At 63.7% G+C, this 16,044-nt stretch carries 15 protein-coding genes; all 15 read right to left on the reverse strand.

Annotation, left to right across the window (positions count from 1 at the left end):
• Positions 1-80: 80 nt before the first annotated feature.
• Complete coding sequence (gene rplS / locus B5G12_RS03200; RefSeq protein ID WP_087228691.1) at positions 81-422, reverse strand: 50S ribosomal protein L19; 342 nt, start codon at positions 420-422, stop codon at positions 81-83.
• A 191-nt stretch (positions 423-613) separates the two neighbouring features.
• Positions 614-1,249, reverse strand: a complete 636-nt coding sequence (locus tag B5G12_RS03205; protein WP_242955914.1) for a TIGR03936 family radical SAM-associated protein — start codon at positions 1,247-1,249, stop codon at positions 614-616.
• The gene (locus B5G12_RS03210; RefSeq protein WP_087323874.1) at positions 1,233-3,125 is read right to left on the reverse strand and encodes a TIGR03960 family B12-binding radical SAM protein; all 1,893 of its coding nucleotides are present in this window, start codon (positions 3,123-3,125) and stop codon (positions 1,233-1,235) included. The genes B5G12_RS03205 and B5G12_RS03210 overlap by 17 nt, the downstream gene beginning before the upstream one ends.
• 84 nt (positions 3,126-3,209) lie before the next feature.
• Entirely contained in the window at positions 3,210-3,710 is a 501-nt protein-coding gene (locus B5G12_RS03215) for a M50 family metallopeptidase (RefSeq protein ID WP_087323759.1), read from the reverse strand.
• Positions 3,707-4,285, reverse strand: coding sequence for a M23 family metallopeptidase (locus B5G12_RS03220; protein WP_242955907.1), 579 nt, complete (start codon positions 4,283-4,285; stop codon positions 3,707-3,709). The genes B5G12_RS03215 and B5G12_RS03220 overlap by 4 nt, the downstream gene beginning before the upstream one ends.
• Before the next feature lie 109 nt (positions 4,286-4,394).
• Positions 4,395-6,740: a polyphosphate kinase 1 gene (gene ppk1, locus B5G12_RS03225; protein WP_087323764.1), complete on the reverse strand. Its 2,346-nt coding sequence runs from the start codon at positions 6,738-6,740 to the stop codon at positions 4,395-4,397.
• 11 nt (positions 6,741-6,751) lie between these two features.
• Complete coding sequence (locus tag B5G12_RS03230; protein ID WP_087323766.1) at positions 6,752-7,135, reverse strand: ComEA family DNA-binding protein; 384 nt, start codon at positions 7,133-7,135, stop codon at positions 6,752-6,754.
• A gap of 72 nt (positions 7,136-7,207) precedes the next feature.
• Complete coding sequence (locus B5G12_RS03235; protein WP_087228703.1) at positions 7,208-8,035, reverse strand: haloacid dehalogenase; 828 nt, start codon at positions 8,033-8,035, stop codon at positions 7,208-7,210.
• Positions 8,032-8,964: an RluA family pseudouridine synthase gene (locus tag B5G12_RS03240; RefSeq protein WP_087228705.1), complete on the reverse strand. Its 933-nt coding sequence runs from the start codon at positions 8,962-8,964 to the stop codon at positions 8,032-8,034. Before B5G12_RS03240 ends, B5G12_RS03235 begins: the two co-directional genes overlap by 4 nt.
• A gap of 3 nt (positions 8,965-8,967) precedes the next feature.
• Entirely contained in the window at positions 8,968-9,450 is a 483-nt protein-coding gene (gene lspA, locus B5G12_RS03245) for a signal peptidase II (protein WP_087228707.1), read from the reverse strand.
• Positions 9,451-9,569: 119 nt separating this feature from the next.
• Positions 9,570-12,362 (reverse strand): isoleucine--tRNA ligase, encoded by a 2,793-nt coding sequence (ileS, locus tag B5G12_RS03250; protein ID WP_087323768.1) that lies wholly within the window; start codon positions 12,360-12,362, stop codon positions 9,570-9,572.
• Between the two features lie 166 nt (positions 12,363-12,528).
• Positions 12,529-13,257 carry a DivIVA domain-containing protein gene (locus B5G12_RS03255; protein ID WP_087323770.1) on the reverse strand — a complete coding sequence of 243 codons (729 nt, stop codon included), beginning with the start codon at positions 13,255-13,257 and terminating at the stop codon, positions 12,529-12,531.
• 21 nt (positions 13,258-13,278) lie between these two features.
• The gene (locus B5G12_RS03260; RefSeq protein WP_087323771.1) at positions 13,279-14,106 is read right to left on the reverse strand and encodes a YlmH/Sll1252 family protein; all 828 of its coding nucleotides are present in this window, start codon (positions 14,104-14,106) and stop codon (positions 13,279-13,281) included.
• Entirely contained in the window at positions 14,090-14,554 is a 465-nt protein-coding gene (locus tag B5G12_RS03265) for a cell division protein SepF (RefSeq protein ID WP_087228715.1), read from the reverse strand. The genes B5G12_RS03260 and B5G12_RS03265 overlap by 17 nt, the downstream gene beginning before the upstream one ends.
• 133 nt (positions 14,555-14,687) lie before the next feature.
• Positions 14,688-16,043 (reverse strand): biotin/lipoyl attachment domain-containing protein, encoded by a 1,356-nt coding sequence (locus B5G12_RS03270; protein ID WP_087323773.1) that lies wholly within the window; start codon positions 16,041-16,043, stop codon positions 14,688-14,690.
• Position 16,044: the final 1 nt, after the last annotated feature.

Genomic DNA, 16,044 nt, shown 5'->3' on the forward strand with positions numbered 1-16,044 from the left:
TGTGTGAAAGGATAAAGAAAAAAGGGACAACAAGTGCCCCTTTTCCCTTGCGGACAGCCTGAACCACAGGCTGCGGATGATCAGATATCGCTCTTGACCTTGGCAGCTTTGCCGGTGCGGCCGCGCAGGTAGTACAGCTTTGCACGGCGGACCTTGCCCTTGCGCACAACAGTGACCTTCTCCACGAAGGGGCTGTTGATGGGGAAGACACGCTCGATGCCCACGCCGTAGGCGATGCGGCGGACGGTAAAGGTCTCAGCGACGCCGCCATGCTTCTTGGCAATGACAGTGCCCTCAAAGGCCTGGATACGCTCACGCTCGCCTTCCTTGATGCGGACGTCCACCCGGACGGTGTCGCCAACGTTGAACTGGGGGCGCTCAGCCTTGATGCTGCCCTCGGAAATAATCTTCAGTGCGTCCATTTGTTGATCCTCCATTTGTTTTAGACGTTCATACACGGCAAACTTCCAGCCGTCAGAGGACCGCCCGTTTAATGATTGTTTGTCATTAACCCCGCTGTGGTCTCAGCGGACACTAACGCCATACTATGATAGCACAAACCCCCGCTGAAAGCAAGCGTTTTGCCCAAAAAACAGGGGGAAATTTTTCCGTCTCAGCAGAAGGGGGTCTTGTCCTCCTTCAGCAGCGCGGTGCGCAGGATGGAAGCCGAGGCCGCAGGCAGGCCGAACCGCTCTTCCAGGAAACCGGCCAGCAGGGACGGGTTGAGGTTCAGCTCCTGGGCGGCGGGCAGGCATACTTCAAAACAGACCCTATCCCCTTCCACACGGCAGTCCAGCGCCGGGATATAGGCTTTCAGGTCGATCTCCTTTGCGCCGCGCTTGCTCTTTTTCTGCACGGCGGCAGCCGGCAGGCTGTTGTAGCTTTCCAGCTGGGGCAGCGCCTGGGCCGGATAGCGGATGGCATAGCAGGCATAGGCGATGGCGCTGGCCTTGTCTTTGGCGGGCTCCACCCGGAACACCCGGATGCCGGACGGCATGATGGCGTTCAGCCTGTCCTGCCACTGGGCAAAATCCGGGTCCGTTGCCTCGGTCTTGACGTCCACGCTCTCACACAGGCTCTCCTGCCCCAGGGACAGCGGACAGGTAAAGGTCATATAGATGTGGGGGTTGAAGCCCAACGTATGCCATACCGGCAGCCCGCTGCGCTTGAGCACCCGCTGCATCACCCGCTGCAGGTCCAGCAGAGAGATATAAGAAGCTTCGTTCCGTTTTTCAAACCAGATCCGCACTGTAATCAAAGCAAGGCCCTCCCAACAGACGGTTTGCGCCGCATCCGCTGCAGGCGCGGTTGCAGGGCGGGGTGGTCTGGGCAGCCAGTGCCTTCTTGTACTCCCGCACCAGGTATTCATGGGTGATGCCGTAATCCATATGGGACCACGGGGTCACTTCGTCCAGGCCGATGGCCCGGTTGCAGTAGAAATGGGGGTCGATGCCCAGATCCGCAAAAGTCTGCATCCAGGTGTCGTACCGGAAGCACTCCTCCCAGCCGTCAAAGCAGCAGCCGCGGCGGTAGGCTTCCACCAGGGCGGGGGCCAGGCGGCGGTCCCCCTTGGCGAACACCCCTTCCAGGAAGCTGGTCTTGCTGTCGTGGTAGTTGACCTTGATCTTGCGGCTGCGGACGCTCTCCAGCAGGTGCTTCTGCTTGGCTGCCAGCGTCTCGGCGGTATCCATGGGCACAAACTGGAAGGGCGTGTGGGGCTTGGGCACAAAGCAGGCGCAGCTGACCGTCACCTGCACCCCCTTGCCCTTGGCGTGGTTCTGGGTGTGGTAATACAGGTCCACCACCTTCTGGGCCGTCTCGGCGATCCCCTCGATGTCGGCCATGGTCTCGGTGGGCAGGCCCATCATGAAGTACAGCTTGACCGAGGTGTAGCCCGCCTCAAAGGCGATGCGGCAGGTCTTTTCGATCTCATCCCAGGTGACGTTCTTGTTGATGACGTCCCGCAGGCGCTGGGTGCCCGCCTCGGCGGCAAAGGTCAGGCCGCTCTTGCGCACCCGGGTGGTCTTTTCGATCAGGCTCTCGGAGAAGTTGTCCATCCGCAGGGAAGGCAGCGACAGGCTGACGTGTTCCTGCGGGGCCCAGCTGTTCAGGTCGTCCAGCAGTTCTTCCAGCTGGCTGTGATCCGAAGTGGACAGGCTGGAGAGGCTCAGCTCCTCATAGCCGGTATTGGCGCACAGGTCGCGGGCGGCCTTGTCCAGCAGCCCGGCGTCCCGCTGGCGCATGGGACGGTAGAGGAAGCCTGCCTGGCAGAACCGGCAGCCCCGCACACAGCCCCGCAGCACCTCGATGCTGGCCCGATCCTGGATGGCGCCCACCATGGGCACCACAAAGTTGGTGGGGGGTGCAAAATCGTTCATGTTCTGGATGATGGCCTTGGTCACCACCGCGGGCACCCCCGGCTGGTTGGGGGTGATGGCCCTGACCCGGCCGTCCTCCTCATAGGACACATCGTAGAAAGCCGGGATGTAGACGCCAGGGATCCCGGCCAGCCGCAGCAGCAGTTCCTGTTTGGAGATGCCCTCCTTTTTGCCCTGCTCGATGGCGGCGCAGATGGAGGGAAGCTGCCGCTCCCCTTCCCCCAGCTGGATCACGTCAAAGAAGGCGGCCAGAGGTTCGGCGTTGCAGGTGCAGGGGCCTCCTGCCACGATCAGCGGCCACCGCTCGTCCCGGTCTGCGGCATACAGGGGGATGCCCGCCAGATCCAGCATGGCCAGGATGTTGGTGTAGGACAGCTCGTATTGCAGGGTGAACCCCACCGCGTCAAAGGCGGTGAGGGGGTCCTTGCTCTCCAGAGCGTACAGAGGCAGGCCCAGCCGCTCCATCTCGGCCTTCATGTCCAGCCAGGGCATGAAGGCGCGCTCACACCACCAGTTCTCGTGCTGGTTGAGCAGCTCATAGAGGATCTTCTCCCCCAGAAAGGACATCCCCACCTCATAGGTATCGGGGAAGCAGAAGGCAAAGCGGACGTCCATCTTTTCTTTTTCTTTGTAGACGCTGCCCGGTTCGCCGCCGGTGTAGCGGCCCGGCTTCTGCACATGGCTCAGGGCCTCCTTCAGCCTGGGGTCAAAGGCGAAGGTCAGCTTTTCAGGCGGGAGCCCGGCCATAACGTCGGACAGCGCGTTTTTCAGCTCCTGATCAATCATCGGTTCCTCCACAATCGGTTTGATAGTCGTTGGTTGTATTGTACCCTATTTGAAGGGAGAATGCAATTTGTCATTTCGGCCCGTGCGGCGTCTTTCCAGGGCGGCCGCCAGCATCTGGGCCCCATCCAGGGGCGGGATGGGCAGCAGGTTGAACAGGCCGGTCAGCACGTTGGCCGCCCAAAAGGCCGCGCCCCAGGCCGTGAACTGCCGGCTGGCCTGCGCCCAGGCCAGCAGCGCCAGCAGAGCGTTGGCCGCAGGACCGGCCGCGGCCAGACAGAACCTCTGCCCTGCCCCCATACGACAGCCCCGGGTCTGCATACAAAAACCCGTCACCGTCACTTCAATGACGGGCAGCCGGCGGAACAGCGTCCAAAAGGCCAGGATATGCCCGCATTCGTGCAGGCAGGCTGCCAGCAGGCCGATCCGCAGGAACTGGCTGCTGTCGAAATAGAGCAGCAGATACAGCAGGCCGCAGGCCGGCAGCGGATCCCGAAAGACCAGACGGCCCACCTGCACCCGCCGGGGAAACAGCGGCCCCCGCCTCATCCGTCCAGGCCCAGCAGGACCGACGGGTCACAGCGGACAGCCCGGTACAGCAGTTCAAAGTGCAGGTGGGGGCCGGTGGCCCGGCCCGTCTGTCCCGCCGTGCCCAGCGTCTGCCCCGCCTTCACCAGCTGGCCGGGGCGGACGTACAGATATTGCATATGGGCATAAAGGGTCTCGACGCCGTCTTTGTGGGCCAGGCGGATGCAGTTGCCATAGCTGGCGCTGCGCCGGGCCGCCAGAACGATACCGTCCATGGCAGCCAGCACCGGCGTCCCCTCGGCACAGGCCAGGTCGGCCCCGGTATGGAAATCCCTCTTTTCATCCAAAGGATCCTGCCGCCAGCCATACCCCGAGGACAGCCGCCAGCTGCTTGTCCCCAGGGGGAACACACACTGGCCGGCCGGCTCGGGACGGTACAGGCTGCACCCTTCGGGAGCGGCCTGGCGGGCGCAGGCCCGCAAAACCAGGACGGCGCAGCAGAGCAGCCCGCACACCAGGGCTGCCAGCCGCCTGTTCCGGCGGACGGCGGCCCCTGCACGGGCTGCCTTTCTTGTTCTGGAACGGTTTCGTTTCAAGGCCCCTCTTGCCAGCACCTCCCGCATCCCCCTTCTCCCGGGGCGCATCCGATACGCCCTGTTACGGGTATGGTATGCGGGCGGCAGGGCATCTATGACAGGGCCGGGGTCATTGCCAGCTGCGCAGCAGGCGGCGCAGACGGCCCAGAACGCCCCGGACCGGGCGCTCCTCCACCGCCTTCGGCTCCTCTTTGGGTGCGGGCGCGGGAGCGGCAAGTTCCTGTGCCATGGGCGCAGGCTCATGCACCGCCGGAGCCGGCCGGACCGGCGCCGGGGCAGGCTGCGGCTGGGCTGCGGCCTGTGCGGCAGGCTGGACCGCAGGGGCGGCAGGAGCGGGACGGGCCTCCACGGCGGGGCGCGGCTGAGGCGCGGGCGCGCCAACCGGATGGCCGCCGGTCCAGTCGTCCTTGAGCAGCTCGTACATCCCCATCTGGCTGTTGACGATGGGTTCGCCGGGAGCGCGCTTGACCTTCTGGTAGCTGCCGTCGGGGGTCATCTCCCGGGCGTTCACATTGTCGGCCAGCTGCATCTCCAGGATATCGGTCAGCTTTTTCACCAGCACCGGGTCTTTGATGCGGACACCCACCTCCACGCGGCACTCGGTGTTGCGGGTCAGGAAGTCGCCCGAAGCGATATAGATGCGGGTCTCGCGGCCGTCAAAGAAGCTGTAGATGCGGGCGTGCTCCAGATAGCGGCCCACGATGCTGCGGATGTGCAGGTTCTCGGTCTTGCCGGGCACCCCTGCCCGGACACAGCAGATGCCGCGGACGATCATGTCGATGCGGGCGCCGGCCTTGCTGGCTTCCTCCAGCTTGAGGATGATGTCCCGGTCGCTGATGGCGTTGTTCTTCAGGATCATGGAGGCGGGACGGCCCAGGCGGGCGGCCTCGGTTACCCGCTCGATCTCGTCCAGCAGCACGCTCTTGAAGCGCAGGGGGGCCACCAGCATCTGGTCGGTCTCCTCGGTCAGCTTCTGCACCGCCAGATTCTGGAACACACCGGCCGCCTCGGCGCCGATGTCGGGGTCTGCGGTGATGAAGGACAGGTCGGTGTACAGCTCGCTGGTCTTTTCGTTGTAGTTGCCGGTGCCGATCTGGGTGATGTAGGAATAGCCCTCGGCATTCTTGCGGGTGATGAGGGTCAGCTTGGAGTGGACCTTGTAGTCCTCAAAGCCGTAGACCACCGTACAGCCCGCCTCTTCCAGCTGCTTGGACCAGTCGATGTTGTTCTGCTCGTCAAAGCGGGCCCGCAGCTCCACCAGGGCCACCACTTCCTTGCCGTTTTCGGCGGCGTCCACCAGGGCCTGCACGATTTGGGACTCCCGCGCCAGGCGGTAAAGGGTCATCTTGATCGAGATGACCTCCGGGTCCCGGGCAGCCTTTTTGAGCATCAGGATGAAAGGCCGGATGGACTGGTAGGGATAATACAGCAGCACGTCATGTTTCTGCACCTCGCTGGTCAGGCTGTAGTGCAGGGGCGGCAGCATGGGCCGGGCCGGCGAATAGAACAGCTCGGCGTGGCCGTCGTTCTCGATGCGGCTGTCCAGCTTGTAGAAAAAGCTCAGGTCCAGGGGGCTCTTCTGCTCAAAGACGCGGCGGTGGTTCAGTTCCAGCCGGGCGCAGAGCATCTTGATGATCTCCGGCGCAGGGGCCGGGGTGACCTGCAGGCGGACCGCCGCCAGCTTGCGGCGGCGCTTGAGCAGCTCGGTCATGATCTCGCGGTAGTCGATGTCATGGTCCATCATCCCCTCTTTCACGTCGATATCGGCGTTGCGGGTGACCCGGAACAGGCATTTTTCCACGATGCTCTCTTTGGCAAAGACCATGCTGACAAAGTGGTAGACCATCTCCTCGGTGAGGGCGAAAAGGGTCTCCCCATCCCGCTTGAGGAAGCACAGCCGCTCCATCTGGCTGGAAATGGGGATGATGCCCAGGCTCATCTCCTCCGCCTTTTTATCCTTCAGCAGTACGCCCAGATAGATCTCCTTGTTGCGCAGGAACGGGAAGGGATGGCGGTTGTCCACGATCTGGGGGCTGAGGATGGGGAACAGCTCGTTCTGGAAGTATTTTTTCCAAAAGCGCTCCTCCTCCTTGGTCAGCTTGTCGAAGTTGACCTTGCGGTAGCCGTGCTCTGCCAGGGCCTCCAGGGCCTTGTGGTAATATTTGTCGCAGTCCATCTGCAGCTCCGCCGTCTTGGGCATGATGGCGTTCAGCTGCTCCTCCGGGGTCATGTTGGTCTTGTTTTCAGGCTTTTCCTTCTTGCCCTTCAGGTTGGCCCGCTCCTGCAAAGAGCCCACCCGGACCATGAAAAACTCGTCCAGGTTGGAGCCATAGATGGCCAGAAACTTGAGCTGCTCCGCCAGAGGGACGTTCTTGTCCTTGCCCAGCACCAGCACACGCTGGTTGAAGTCCAGCCAGCTGAGCTCCCGGTTGATAAAAATGCTTTCTTCCTTCATAAACCTTAACCTTATTCCTCTCCTGACCTGTCCGGCGGCCCGCTGACATAGGCGAGCCGCCCCCAGTCCCCAATGGTATTCTGGGTGATCCCATCCACCCGCGTCACATCTTCGACCTGGGCATAGGGGCCGTTGAGCCGCCGGTCCTCCAGGATGGCCCAGGCTGTCTTCCGCCCGATGCCGGGCAGGGTGCACAGCTCCTGCAGGCCGGCCGTGTTCAGATCCACGCGGGCCGCCTCCAACAGGGTGGAGGAAGAAGCAGGGCGGGCCGGACCGTCCGCATCCGGCAGCAGCGGCGCCTGATACCACACGGCTGCCGCCAGGACCAGAACGGTCGCTCCCAGCGAGGCCGCGAAAAACTTCCGCTGTTCCGGGCCGAGATGTTTCCTTACCATTGTACTGTATCCTCGCCAAAAAAGAAAGCCCTCCGCACAGGGTGCGGAGAACTTTTTACAGGAATTTTACCCTTATCTCTCGCTGTCCCGCACCATCTGGTAGAGATATTCCGCCGCAGCGCCTTCAAAGGCCCTGCAGAGGGTGGTCTGCCCTGCCGCCAGCCGCACCTCGGCGGGGGCGTCAAAGGCGGCCGCGCTCTGCCCTGCCAGCCCCAGCAGCTCCACCATCGCGTTGCTGCCGGCCAGCACCGACACCTGCTGGGGGGAGAGCATGGCCGCGGCGCACACCGCGCTAAAAGCCGCCCCCATGCTGACCGCGTGGGGGGTCAGGGCCAGGCAGTCGATGGAAAGCCGTTCCTGGCGCACCGGCGCCCCTGTGTCCTCCAGGGCCTTTTCAAAGGCCTGCAGGGCCGGGATGGTCCGGGCGTCCTGGTACAGCAGCACCCGCAGCACGTCGGCGCTGCGCACGCCCTCGGGCTTGGTCAGCAGGTAGGGGGTCCACTCCCGGCGCAGATGGCGCTCCAGCGCGTGGTTCATCCGCAGCACCCGGGTGGCGCCGTCCTTCATCTGCAAGGCGATGCCCACCCCCGAGATCGCGGGCAGGGTGGTGAGGAACTGATCCCCCAGAGCCTCGAAGCTGCCCATGGGCTGTCCCGTGCCGGCGGCAAAGCTGTAGACCAGCGCGCCGCCGCACAGCATGGCCGGGGCCGCCAGCGGGACGCTGCCCAGCAGCGTGCGCACCGCCTTGGGGGTCTTTTGGGAAAAGACGGTCAGCTGGCCGCCCCGTGCGGCAAACAGCTGCAGCACGTCCCGCAGCACCTGCGGCATATTGCCGTCAGGGCCCAGCATCAGCGCATCCAGATCGCAGAGGACCAGGGTGGAACTCAGCCCTTGTTTCATGTGCGCCCCCTCCTTGCGGCGTCCAGAAAACGGACGAAATAGTCGGGCAGCGGGCTGTCAAAGGACAGCTGCTCCCCTGTGATGGGGTGGATGAACCCCAGCGTCTTGGCGTGCAGGCACTGGCCGTGCAGGCTGGCAATGCAGCTGCGGGGGCCGTAGACCGGGTCCCCTGCCACCGGGTGGCCAATGGAGGCCATATGCACCCGGATCTGATGAGTTCGGCCGGTCTTGAGCCGGCACTCCAGCAAAGTGAACGGCCCCATCCGCTCCAGCACGCGCCAGCCGGTATAGGCGTACTTGGCATGGGGTTCCCCCACCGGGTAGGCCGCCATCTTTTTGCGGTCGGTCCTGGAGCGGCCGATGGCCCCCTCCACAAAACCCTGGTCCTGGGCAAAGCCCCCATAGACCACCGTCTGGTAGGTCCGCTGGACGCTGTGCTCCGCCATCTGGCGGGACAGGCCGATGTGGGTGGCGTCATCCTTGGCCACCACCAGCAATCCGCTGGTGTCCTTGTCGATGCGGTGGACGATGCCGGGACGGATCTCGCCGCCGATGCCCGACAGGCTGCCCCGGCAATGCCACAGCAGGGCGTTGACCAGGGTGCCGTCCGGGTTGCCGGGGGCCGGGTGGACCACCATCCCTTTGGGCTTGTTGACCACCAGCAGGTGCGGGTCCTCGTAGACGATGTCCAGCGGGATCTGCTGGGCCACCGCCTCGATGGGGGCGGCGTCGGGGATCTCCACCAGAATGGTATCCCCCGGCTTGAGCCTGCGGTTTTTGGCCGCGGGCTGGCCGTTGGCCAGCACATGGCCCCCGGCGATCAGATCCTGCAGCGCGCTGCGGGACAGTCCGGTGTCCTCTCCTGCCAAAAAGCGGTCGATCCGCTGGCCGGCGTCCTCTGCCTCCACGGCAAATTCACGCTGTTCCATGGATCACTTGTCCTCTCCGGGCTGCCGGGCGGCGCTGCGGCGTTCCTCCAGGATCACCGACAGCACCCACAGCCCCATGCCCACGCAGACGCAGATATCCGCAAAGTTGAAGACCGCAAAGTTCATAAACAGCAAATTGATGTAGTCCACCACTTTGCCTGCGGCGATGCGGTCGATCAGGTTGCCGATGCCGCCGCCCAGCACCAGCACCCAGGCCCAGCGCTGGAGCTGATCGTTGCGGCAGTGGGTGAACAGCCACCAGGCGATGAACAGCATCCCGATGCTGGTGGCCGCGATCAGGATCTCCTGCCGGCCGCTGAGCAGGCTGAAAGCCATCCCCTCGTTGTAGACGAAATGCAGCTCCACCACATGGGGGATCAGGGGCATGGTGCCCACCGGCTGCAGGTTCTGCACAGCCCAGAGTTTGATGGCCTGGTCGATGCCCACCAGGGCCGCGATGCAGACCAGATTCAGGAACACAAACATACAGTCACTCCTGTGGGAAGGCCGGGGCCAGCGCCCCGCCTTGACAGTTGATTTTGCAAAGAACGGCGCTCCCCTTGCAGGGGGAACGCCGCTTTTCAGTTTTGCTGCAAAGGCGCTCCTCAGCCCTCGATGACACTGGCGCAGCGGGCGCACAGGGTGGGATGGGCCGGGTGGGTGCCGATGTCGGCGGTGTACTTCCAGCAGCGCTCACACTTGGCGCCCTCGGCGTGCTGGGCCGCGATGCCCAGGCCCTCGATGGCGCTGGCTGCGCCGCCCTGGCCCTTGACCAGCTCCACGCGGGAGACGATCATCAGGTCGGCCAGCTCGTCCATGGGCACGCTGTTCAGCAGCTCATAGACCGCCCCGTCGCAGTACAGGGTGACGGCGGCCTCCAGGGAGGCGCCGATCTTCTTGTCGTTGCGGGCGATCTCCAGAGCCTTCTTGACCTCGTCGCGGACGGCGATCAGCTGGGCCCACTTGGCCTTGAAGGCGTCATCGGCGCCATACTGGCCGGCGTGGGGCATATCCTCGAACACCACATAGCGGTTCATCCCCTCGGCCTTGGGCAGGAAGTCCCAGATCTCCTGGCTGGTGAAGCAGAGGATGGGCGCGATGATCTTGTCCAGGGCCACCAGGATCTTGTACATGGCGGTCTGGGCGGCCTGGCGGGCTGCGCCGTTGGTGCAGTACAGGCGGTCCTTGGTCACATCCAGGTAGAAGTTGGACATGGCCACCACGCAGAAGTTGTACACCGCATGGTAGACCTTGTTGAAGTTGTAGGCCGCATAGCCTGCATCCGTCTCCTTCAGCAGGTCGTCCAGAGCGACCAGGGCCCAGCGGTCGATCTCCTGCAGCTGGTCGTCGGGCAGCATATCGGTGTTGGGGTCAAAGCCGTCCAGGTTGCCCAGGATGAAGCGGGCGGTGTTGCGGATCTTGCGGTAGGCCTCGCTGAGCTGCTTGAAGATATTCTTGCCGGCGCGCACGTCCACCGTGTAGTCGGAGGAAGCCACCCACAGGCGGATGATATCGGCGCCGTAGTCCTTGATGATCTCGGCGGGCTCCACGCCGTTGCCTGCGCTCTTGTGCATCTGCTTGCCCTGCTCGTCCACCACCCAGCCGTGGCACAGCACGGCCTTATAGGGGGCGCCGCCGCGGCTGGCCACACTGGTCAGCAGGCTGGACTGGAACCACCCGCGGAACTGGTCGGCGCCCTCCATATACAGGTCGGCGGGGTAGCGCAGTTCATCCCGTTCCTCCAGCACGGCGCTCCAGGTGGAACCGGAGTCGAACCAGACGTCCATGATATCGGTGTCCTTGGTCCACTCGGTGCCGCCGCAGTTCTCGCACACTTCCCCGGCGGGGATGATCTCCTCGGCGCTGTACTTGTACCAGGCGTCCGAGCCCTCCTTGCGGAACAGATCGCTGACCGCCTTGATGGTGGCGTCGGTGATGTGGTACTTGCCGCACTTCTTGCAGTAGAAAGCGGGGATGGGTACGCCCCAGGTGCGCTGGCGGCTGATGCACCAGTCGCTGCGGTCCCGCACCATGCCGTACATCCGGTCGTGGCCCCATTCGGGCATCCACTGCACCCCGTCCACCGCCTGGTAGACGTCTTCCTTGAAGCGGTCGATGGAGCAGAACCACTGCTCGGTGGCCCGGAAGATGATGGGGTTGTGGCAGCGCCAGCAGTGGGGATACTGGTGCTTGATGTGCACCTGGCCCAGCACGGCGCCGCTGGCGGTCAGGTCGGCCAGGATGGTCTTGTTGGAAGCCCAGACCTTCTGGCCCGCATACTTGCCTGCCAGCTCGGTGAGATAGCCGCCGTCATCCACAGGGACAGTGATGGGCACATTGTACTTCTGGCTGACGTTGAAGTCGTCCACGCCGTGGCCGCCGGCGGTATGGACACAGCCGGAGCCGCTCTCCAGGGTGACATGGTCGCCCAGGATCACCAGGCCCTCTTTGGGCAGGTAGACGTGCTGGTAGCGCATCAGCTCAAACTCCGAGCCCGGCACAGGCTGGCCCACCACCTCATACTCGGTGATGCCGCAGGCCTTCATGACGCTGTCCACCAGGTCGGTGGCCATGATGTGGTACTCGCCGCCGAACTTGACAAAGGAATATTCCAGCGCGCCGTTGAGGCAGATGGCCTCGTTGGCGGGCAGGGTCCAGGTGGTGGTGGTCCAGATCACGAACCAGGTCTTGTCCATGGGGATGCCGTACTTGGCCAGCACGCCGTTGGGGTCCTGGGTGACGTGGAAGCGCACAAAGATGGAATCGCAGTCGTCCTCGCCGTACTCGATCTCGGCCTCGGCCAGGGCGGTGCGGCACTCGGGGCACCAGTAGACCGGCTTGAGGCCCTTGTAGATATAGCCCTTCTTGGCCATCTCGCCAAAGATCTCGATCTGGCGGGCCTCAAACTCGGGCTTGAGGGTGAGGTAGGGATGCTCAAAATCGCCAATCACGCCCAGGCGCTTGAACTGATCGCTCATGATGCCGATGTGCTCGGTGGCAAACTTCTCGCAGATCTGGCGCAGCTCCAGCTTGGAGATGTCCTTTTTCTTGTCCCCCAGAGAGGAAAGGGCCTTCAGCTCGATGGGCAGGCCGTGGGTATCGAAGCCGGGCACATAAGGGGCCTGGAAGCCGTTCATGTTCTTCTCGCGGATGATGATATCCTTGATGATCTTGTTCAGCGCCGTACCCATATGGATGCTGCCGTTGGCGTACGGAGGGCCGTCGTGCAGCACAAAGCGGGGCTTGCCCTCGTTATGCTTCATCAGCTGGTTGTACAGGTCGTTCTTGTTCCAGTCCTCCAGCATGACGGGCTCTTTCTTGGGCAGGCCGGCACGCATTTCAAACAGGGTCTTGGGCAGATGCAGGGTACTGTCGTATTGGGATTTTGTCTTAGGCACTGGTTCCACACTCCTCAAAATTCTTTCTTCCTGCGCACACCGGGCGCAGTTGGACGGAAAAGACCGGCGCAGCGGAACAGCGGGGGCTTTTGGCGCCCTGCGCCTGCCGCGCCGGCAAAGGCCGCCCGCTGTGTGCGGGCAGCCGGGTCAAACGCTGCTGTGTTGTTTACTTGCTGAACTGGATGCCCTGGAAGGCGGAGTAATCCACCTCGGCGGGCTGCTTCTGCTCGGGGCTCTTCAGTTCGCTCTCATCCTTGTCCCAGAAATCCTCGCCGGCGGGCTGCTGGCTGTCGGTGCCATCGCCGGCCTCCTCTTCCCCGGCAGCGGCGTCCGTCTGGGCCGCGTCGCCGACCGCATCGGCCTGGGCGTCGGGGGTGTATTCGGGCAGGCGGCTGAGGGATTCCACATGGCTGCGGTAGAGGTTCAGCACGTCGGCCTTGAAGCGGGTGACCTCCAGGCGGACGCGCTCGTATTCCCGCTCCTCCAGCAGACGCTGGTCGCTGGCCTCACGGACGATCTCGTCGGCGCGGTCGGTGGCCTTCTGCAGCAGGTCGTTGGCATCCCGGATGATGTCGTCGCTGCGCAGGTTGGCCTTGTGGATGATGTCCTCCGCCTTCTGGTTGGCCTCACGGATGACGTTTTCACCGATCCGCTGGGCATTGATGAGGGCGGACTTCATGATCTCGCCGTCGGCGCGGTAGTCCTCGGTCTCCTTGGACAAACGCTGGTTCTCGCCCTGCAGCTGGTCCAGCTGCCGCTGCAGCCGCTCCATCTCATCGGCATTGTTCTTGAGCTGCTCCTCGATCCTGTCCAGGAAGCGGTCCACGTCCTCGATCCGGTAGCCGCGGAAGCTCTTTTCAAATTGGACAGAGTGTACGTCCTGCGGTGTCAGCATGCTGATTTCCTCCTGTCTATGTCATTGATACTGAAAAAACTCGATGATCTGACGGTCTTTTCTGGTCTTACCCGGCAGGGCGGTGAGGGCGAAGCGCCCCTTGCCCCGGATGGTGAATATGTCCCCCTCAAAGACGGGGGCGTGGGTGCTTTCGGTGGGCAGATGGTTGATCTCCACCCGTCCCGACTGGATCAGTTCCGCCGCAGCTCCGCGGCTGCAATGCAGCATGGCCGCAAGCACCGCATCCAGCCGAAGCGAAGAAACAGCCGCCGTGCGCAGCACCCGTTCGCTTTGGCCGAAGTCCGGCAGCTGTTCCAGCGGCAGGGCCGCACAGCTGACCTCGGTCCGGCCCACCCCGCACAGCTCCTCGCAGATCAGGCGGGCCGCCGGCTCCAGAGCGAATACGAAGGCGGTGCCGGGCATCTGTGCCGGCAGCACGATGTCTCCCAGGGCCTCCCGCCGCAGGGCCAGGCCCATCAGGCTGCCCAGATAATCCTTGTGGGCGGGCAGGGCCGCGCCGGGGGCCGTCCTGCAGTCCAGACGGACGCAGGCCAGCGGGCTGTCGGTCCAGCTGTCCTCCGGCTCGATGGCCACAAGGCGCCGCTCCGCTTCCGGATAGCCTCCTTCCAGCCGCCAGCAGGTGCAGCCTGCTTTGGCCAGAGCGGCTTTGGCCAGCACCTGTTCCCTGTCGCTGAGGAAAGAAGAATACCGGGGGATGCCCCGGCTTTGGGCGGCGCGGGCCAGATCCTCGATGTGCCGCATCAGAAAGCGCTCTTTGTCGTTCTGCGGCGGGATGAATCCCCGCGCCTGGCGGGGCGCATCCTGGCCGGGATCAATAGAACGCGCCATTGCTCTCCAGCTCGTCCAGCAGATCGCCCATGATATCCACGTTGTAGGGGGTGATGATAAAGGTGCTGTTGGCCACACGCTTGATCTGGCCGTTGTTGGCATAAGCCACGCCGGACAGGAAATCCACCAGACGGCGGGAGACCTCCTTGTTGGTGGACTCCAGATTGAGCACCACCGTGCGCTTGTTGTTCAGATGGTCTGCGATGGTGCTTGCATCCTCGAAGCGCTCGGGCTTGACCAGCACCACCTTGAGCTGGGTGGTGGCGTTGATGTTGACGACCCGGTTGCCGCTCTTGCCGGTGCTGTCGCTGCCCTCATCCTCGTAGGAATCAGCCCCAAAGCTGTTGCTGTTGTTGTTCACCATCTGGGGCCCGTCGTCGATGTACTGCTCATCGTAGCCGTCATCCTCACCGAAAAGTCCCTTTTTGATATTTTGCATAAAAGACATCGATACCGCTCCTTTCATCTGCCATACAGATGCCGTTTGCCACGAAAACTGCCTTGCGCCCGTCCGCCGGGCCCAAACAGAAAAGAATAGCTTTCTATATTATCTGTTTTTTTGTGCCGGATGTCAATAACAGCTAAGACAAAAGTTTGCCGTCGTAGAGATTTTGTCCCTCCACGATCACCTGATCGTACAGCCGGACCTGGCTGACCGAGCCGGTCGTCCCTCTGGGAGGCACGATGATATAGTCCCCGTCGGTGACCAGCGGGTGGTCGTCGTCCACCGGGTCGATGCGGCAGAAGCGGGCCAGGTTGCCGAATTTGACATAGACGCCGGGGATGTAGTTCTCCCCCGCCTCAGCCGCGGCGGCCTGGGAAGAAGCCTGGCCGGACTCCGCCTTCGGGGTCTCCAGCACATAGTGGACCGCCTGGGCGGGCACCCGCAGACCGGTGGTGGTGTTGACGATCACCTCGGCGCTGGCCTGGCCCAGGCGCAGCACATCCCCGGTGACCGAGCCGCAGCTGAGCACGAACCGCGCCAGGCCCGAAGCCTCGTCGATGGTCACTTCTTCCACCTCTGCGTCCAGGGCCCGGTCGGTCTGCCCGGGGAACCGGATCTGGACCGTGCCCGTCAAGGGGGTGCCGTCCGCCCGCAGCAGCTTCTGGGCCTGCTGGGCGGTGCACACCCCGCAGTAGGTCCAGCTGAAGCCGGAGACGATCTTTCCCGCGCCGCCGGTCATCTGCACATCCGCCCCGCCGTCCAGCCAGGCTTTCAGGGTAGGGGCGTCCATGGCCAGCACGGCCTCGGCGGACTGGGTCAGCTGGCGGGTGCTGGTGCTGCGGACAAAATAGCCGGTGAGGGGGGCCGTGATCTGCACCAGGCTCCCCAGCCGGCTCTGCAGCTGGTCGGCCTGGGCCTGCAGGGCGGTGATCTGCGCCGAAAAATCCGACGCCTCCCCCGTGACCACCAGGATCTTGTTCTGGGCCAGCAGGTATTTTTCCCGCCCGGCGTCCATATCGCCAAAGGCGCCCCGGTCGGCGGCGTCCATCATATCGTACAGGGCGGTGGTGCGCTCCTGGATCATCGAATCCACCTGGGTGGACGACACGTTCTCGGCCCGGTGCAGCAGGTCGATCTGCTCGTTCAGGCTGTTCAGTTCGCTGCGCAGGGCGCTCTGCTCGTGGCTGGTGTACACCTCGGCCACCACCGTCCCCGCCGACACCCGGGCCCCGTCTTCCACAAGGTACCCCATGTCGCCGCTGCCCGGCACGGCGGTCTCGGTGAACAGCAGCACGCCGTCCGCCTCCACCTTGTCCTCCACCGTGGCCATCAGCACCGTCTCGTAGGTGTTGGGCGGGTTGAGCAGATGCAGGATCTGGTAGCCCACATAGCCCACCGCCAGCAGCAAAAGAAGGGCCACCGCCCCGCCCAGCCCAGTCAGCCAGCCGGCGCGGGTGTTCTCCTTCCCCGCGCGGTCATTGGGATCTCGCATA

The sequence above is a fragment of the Faecalibacterium sp. An58 genome (genome assembly GCF_002161515.1).
Taxonomy (GTDB): Bacteria; Bacillota; Clostridia; order Oscillospirales; family Ruminococcaceae; genus Faecalibacterium; species Faecalibacterium avium.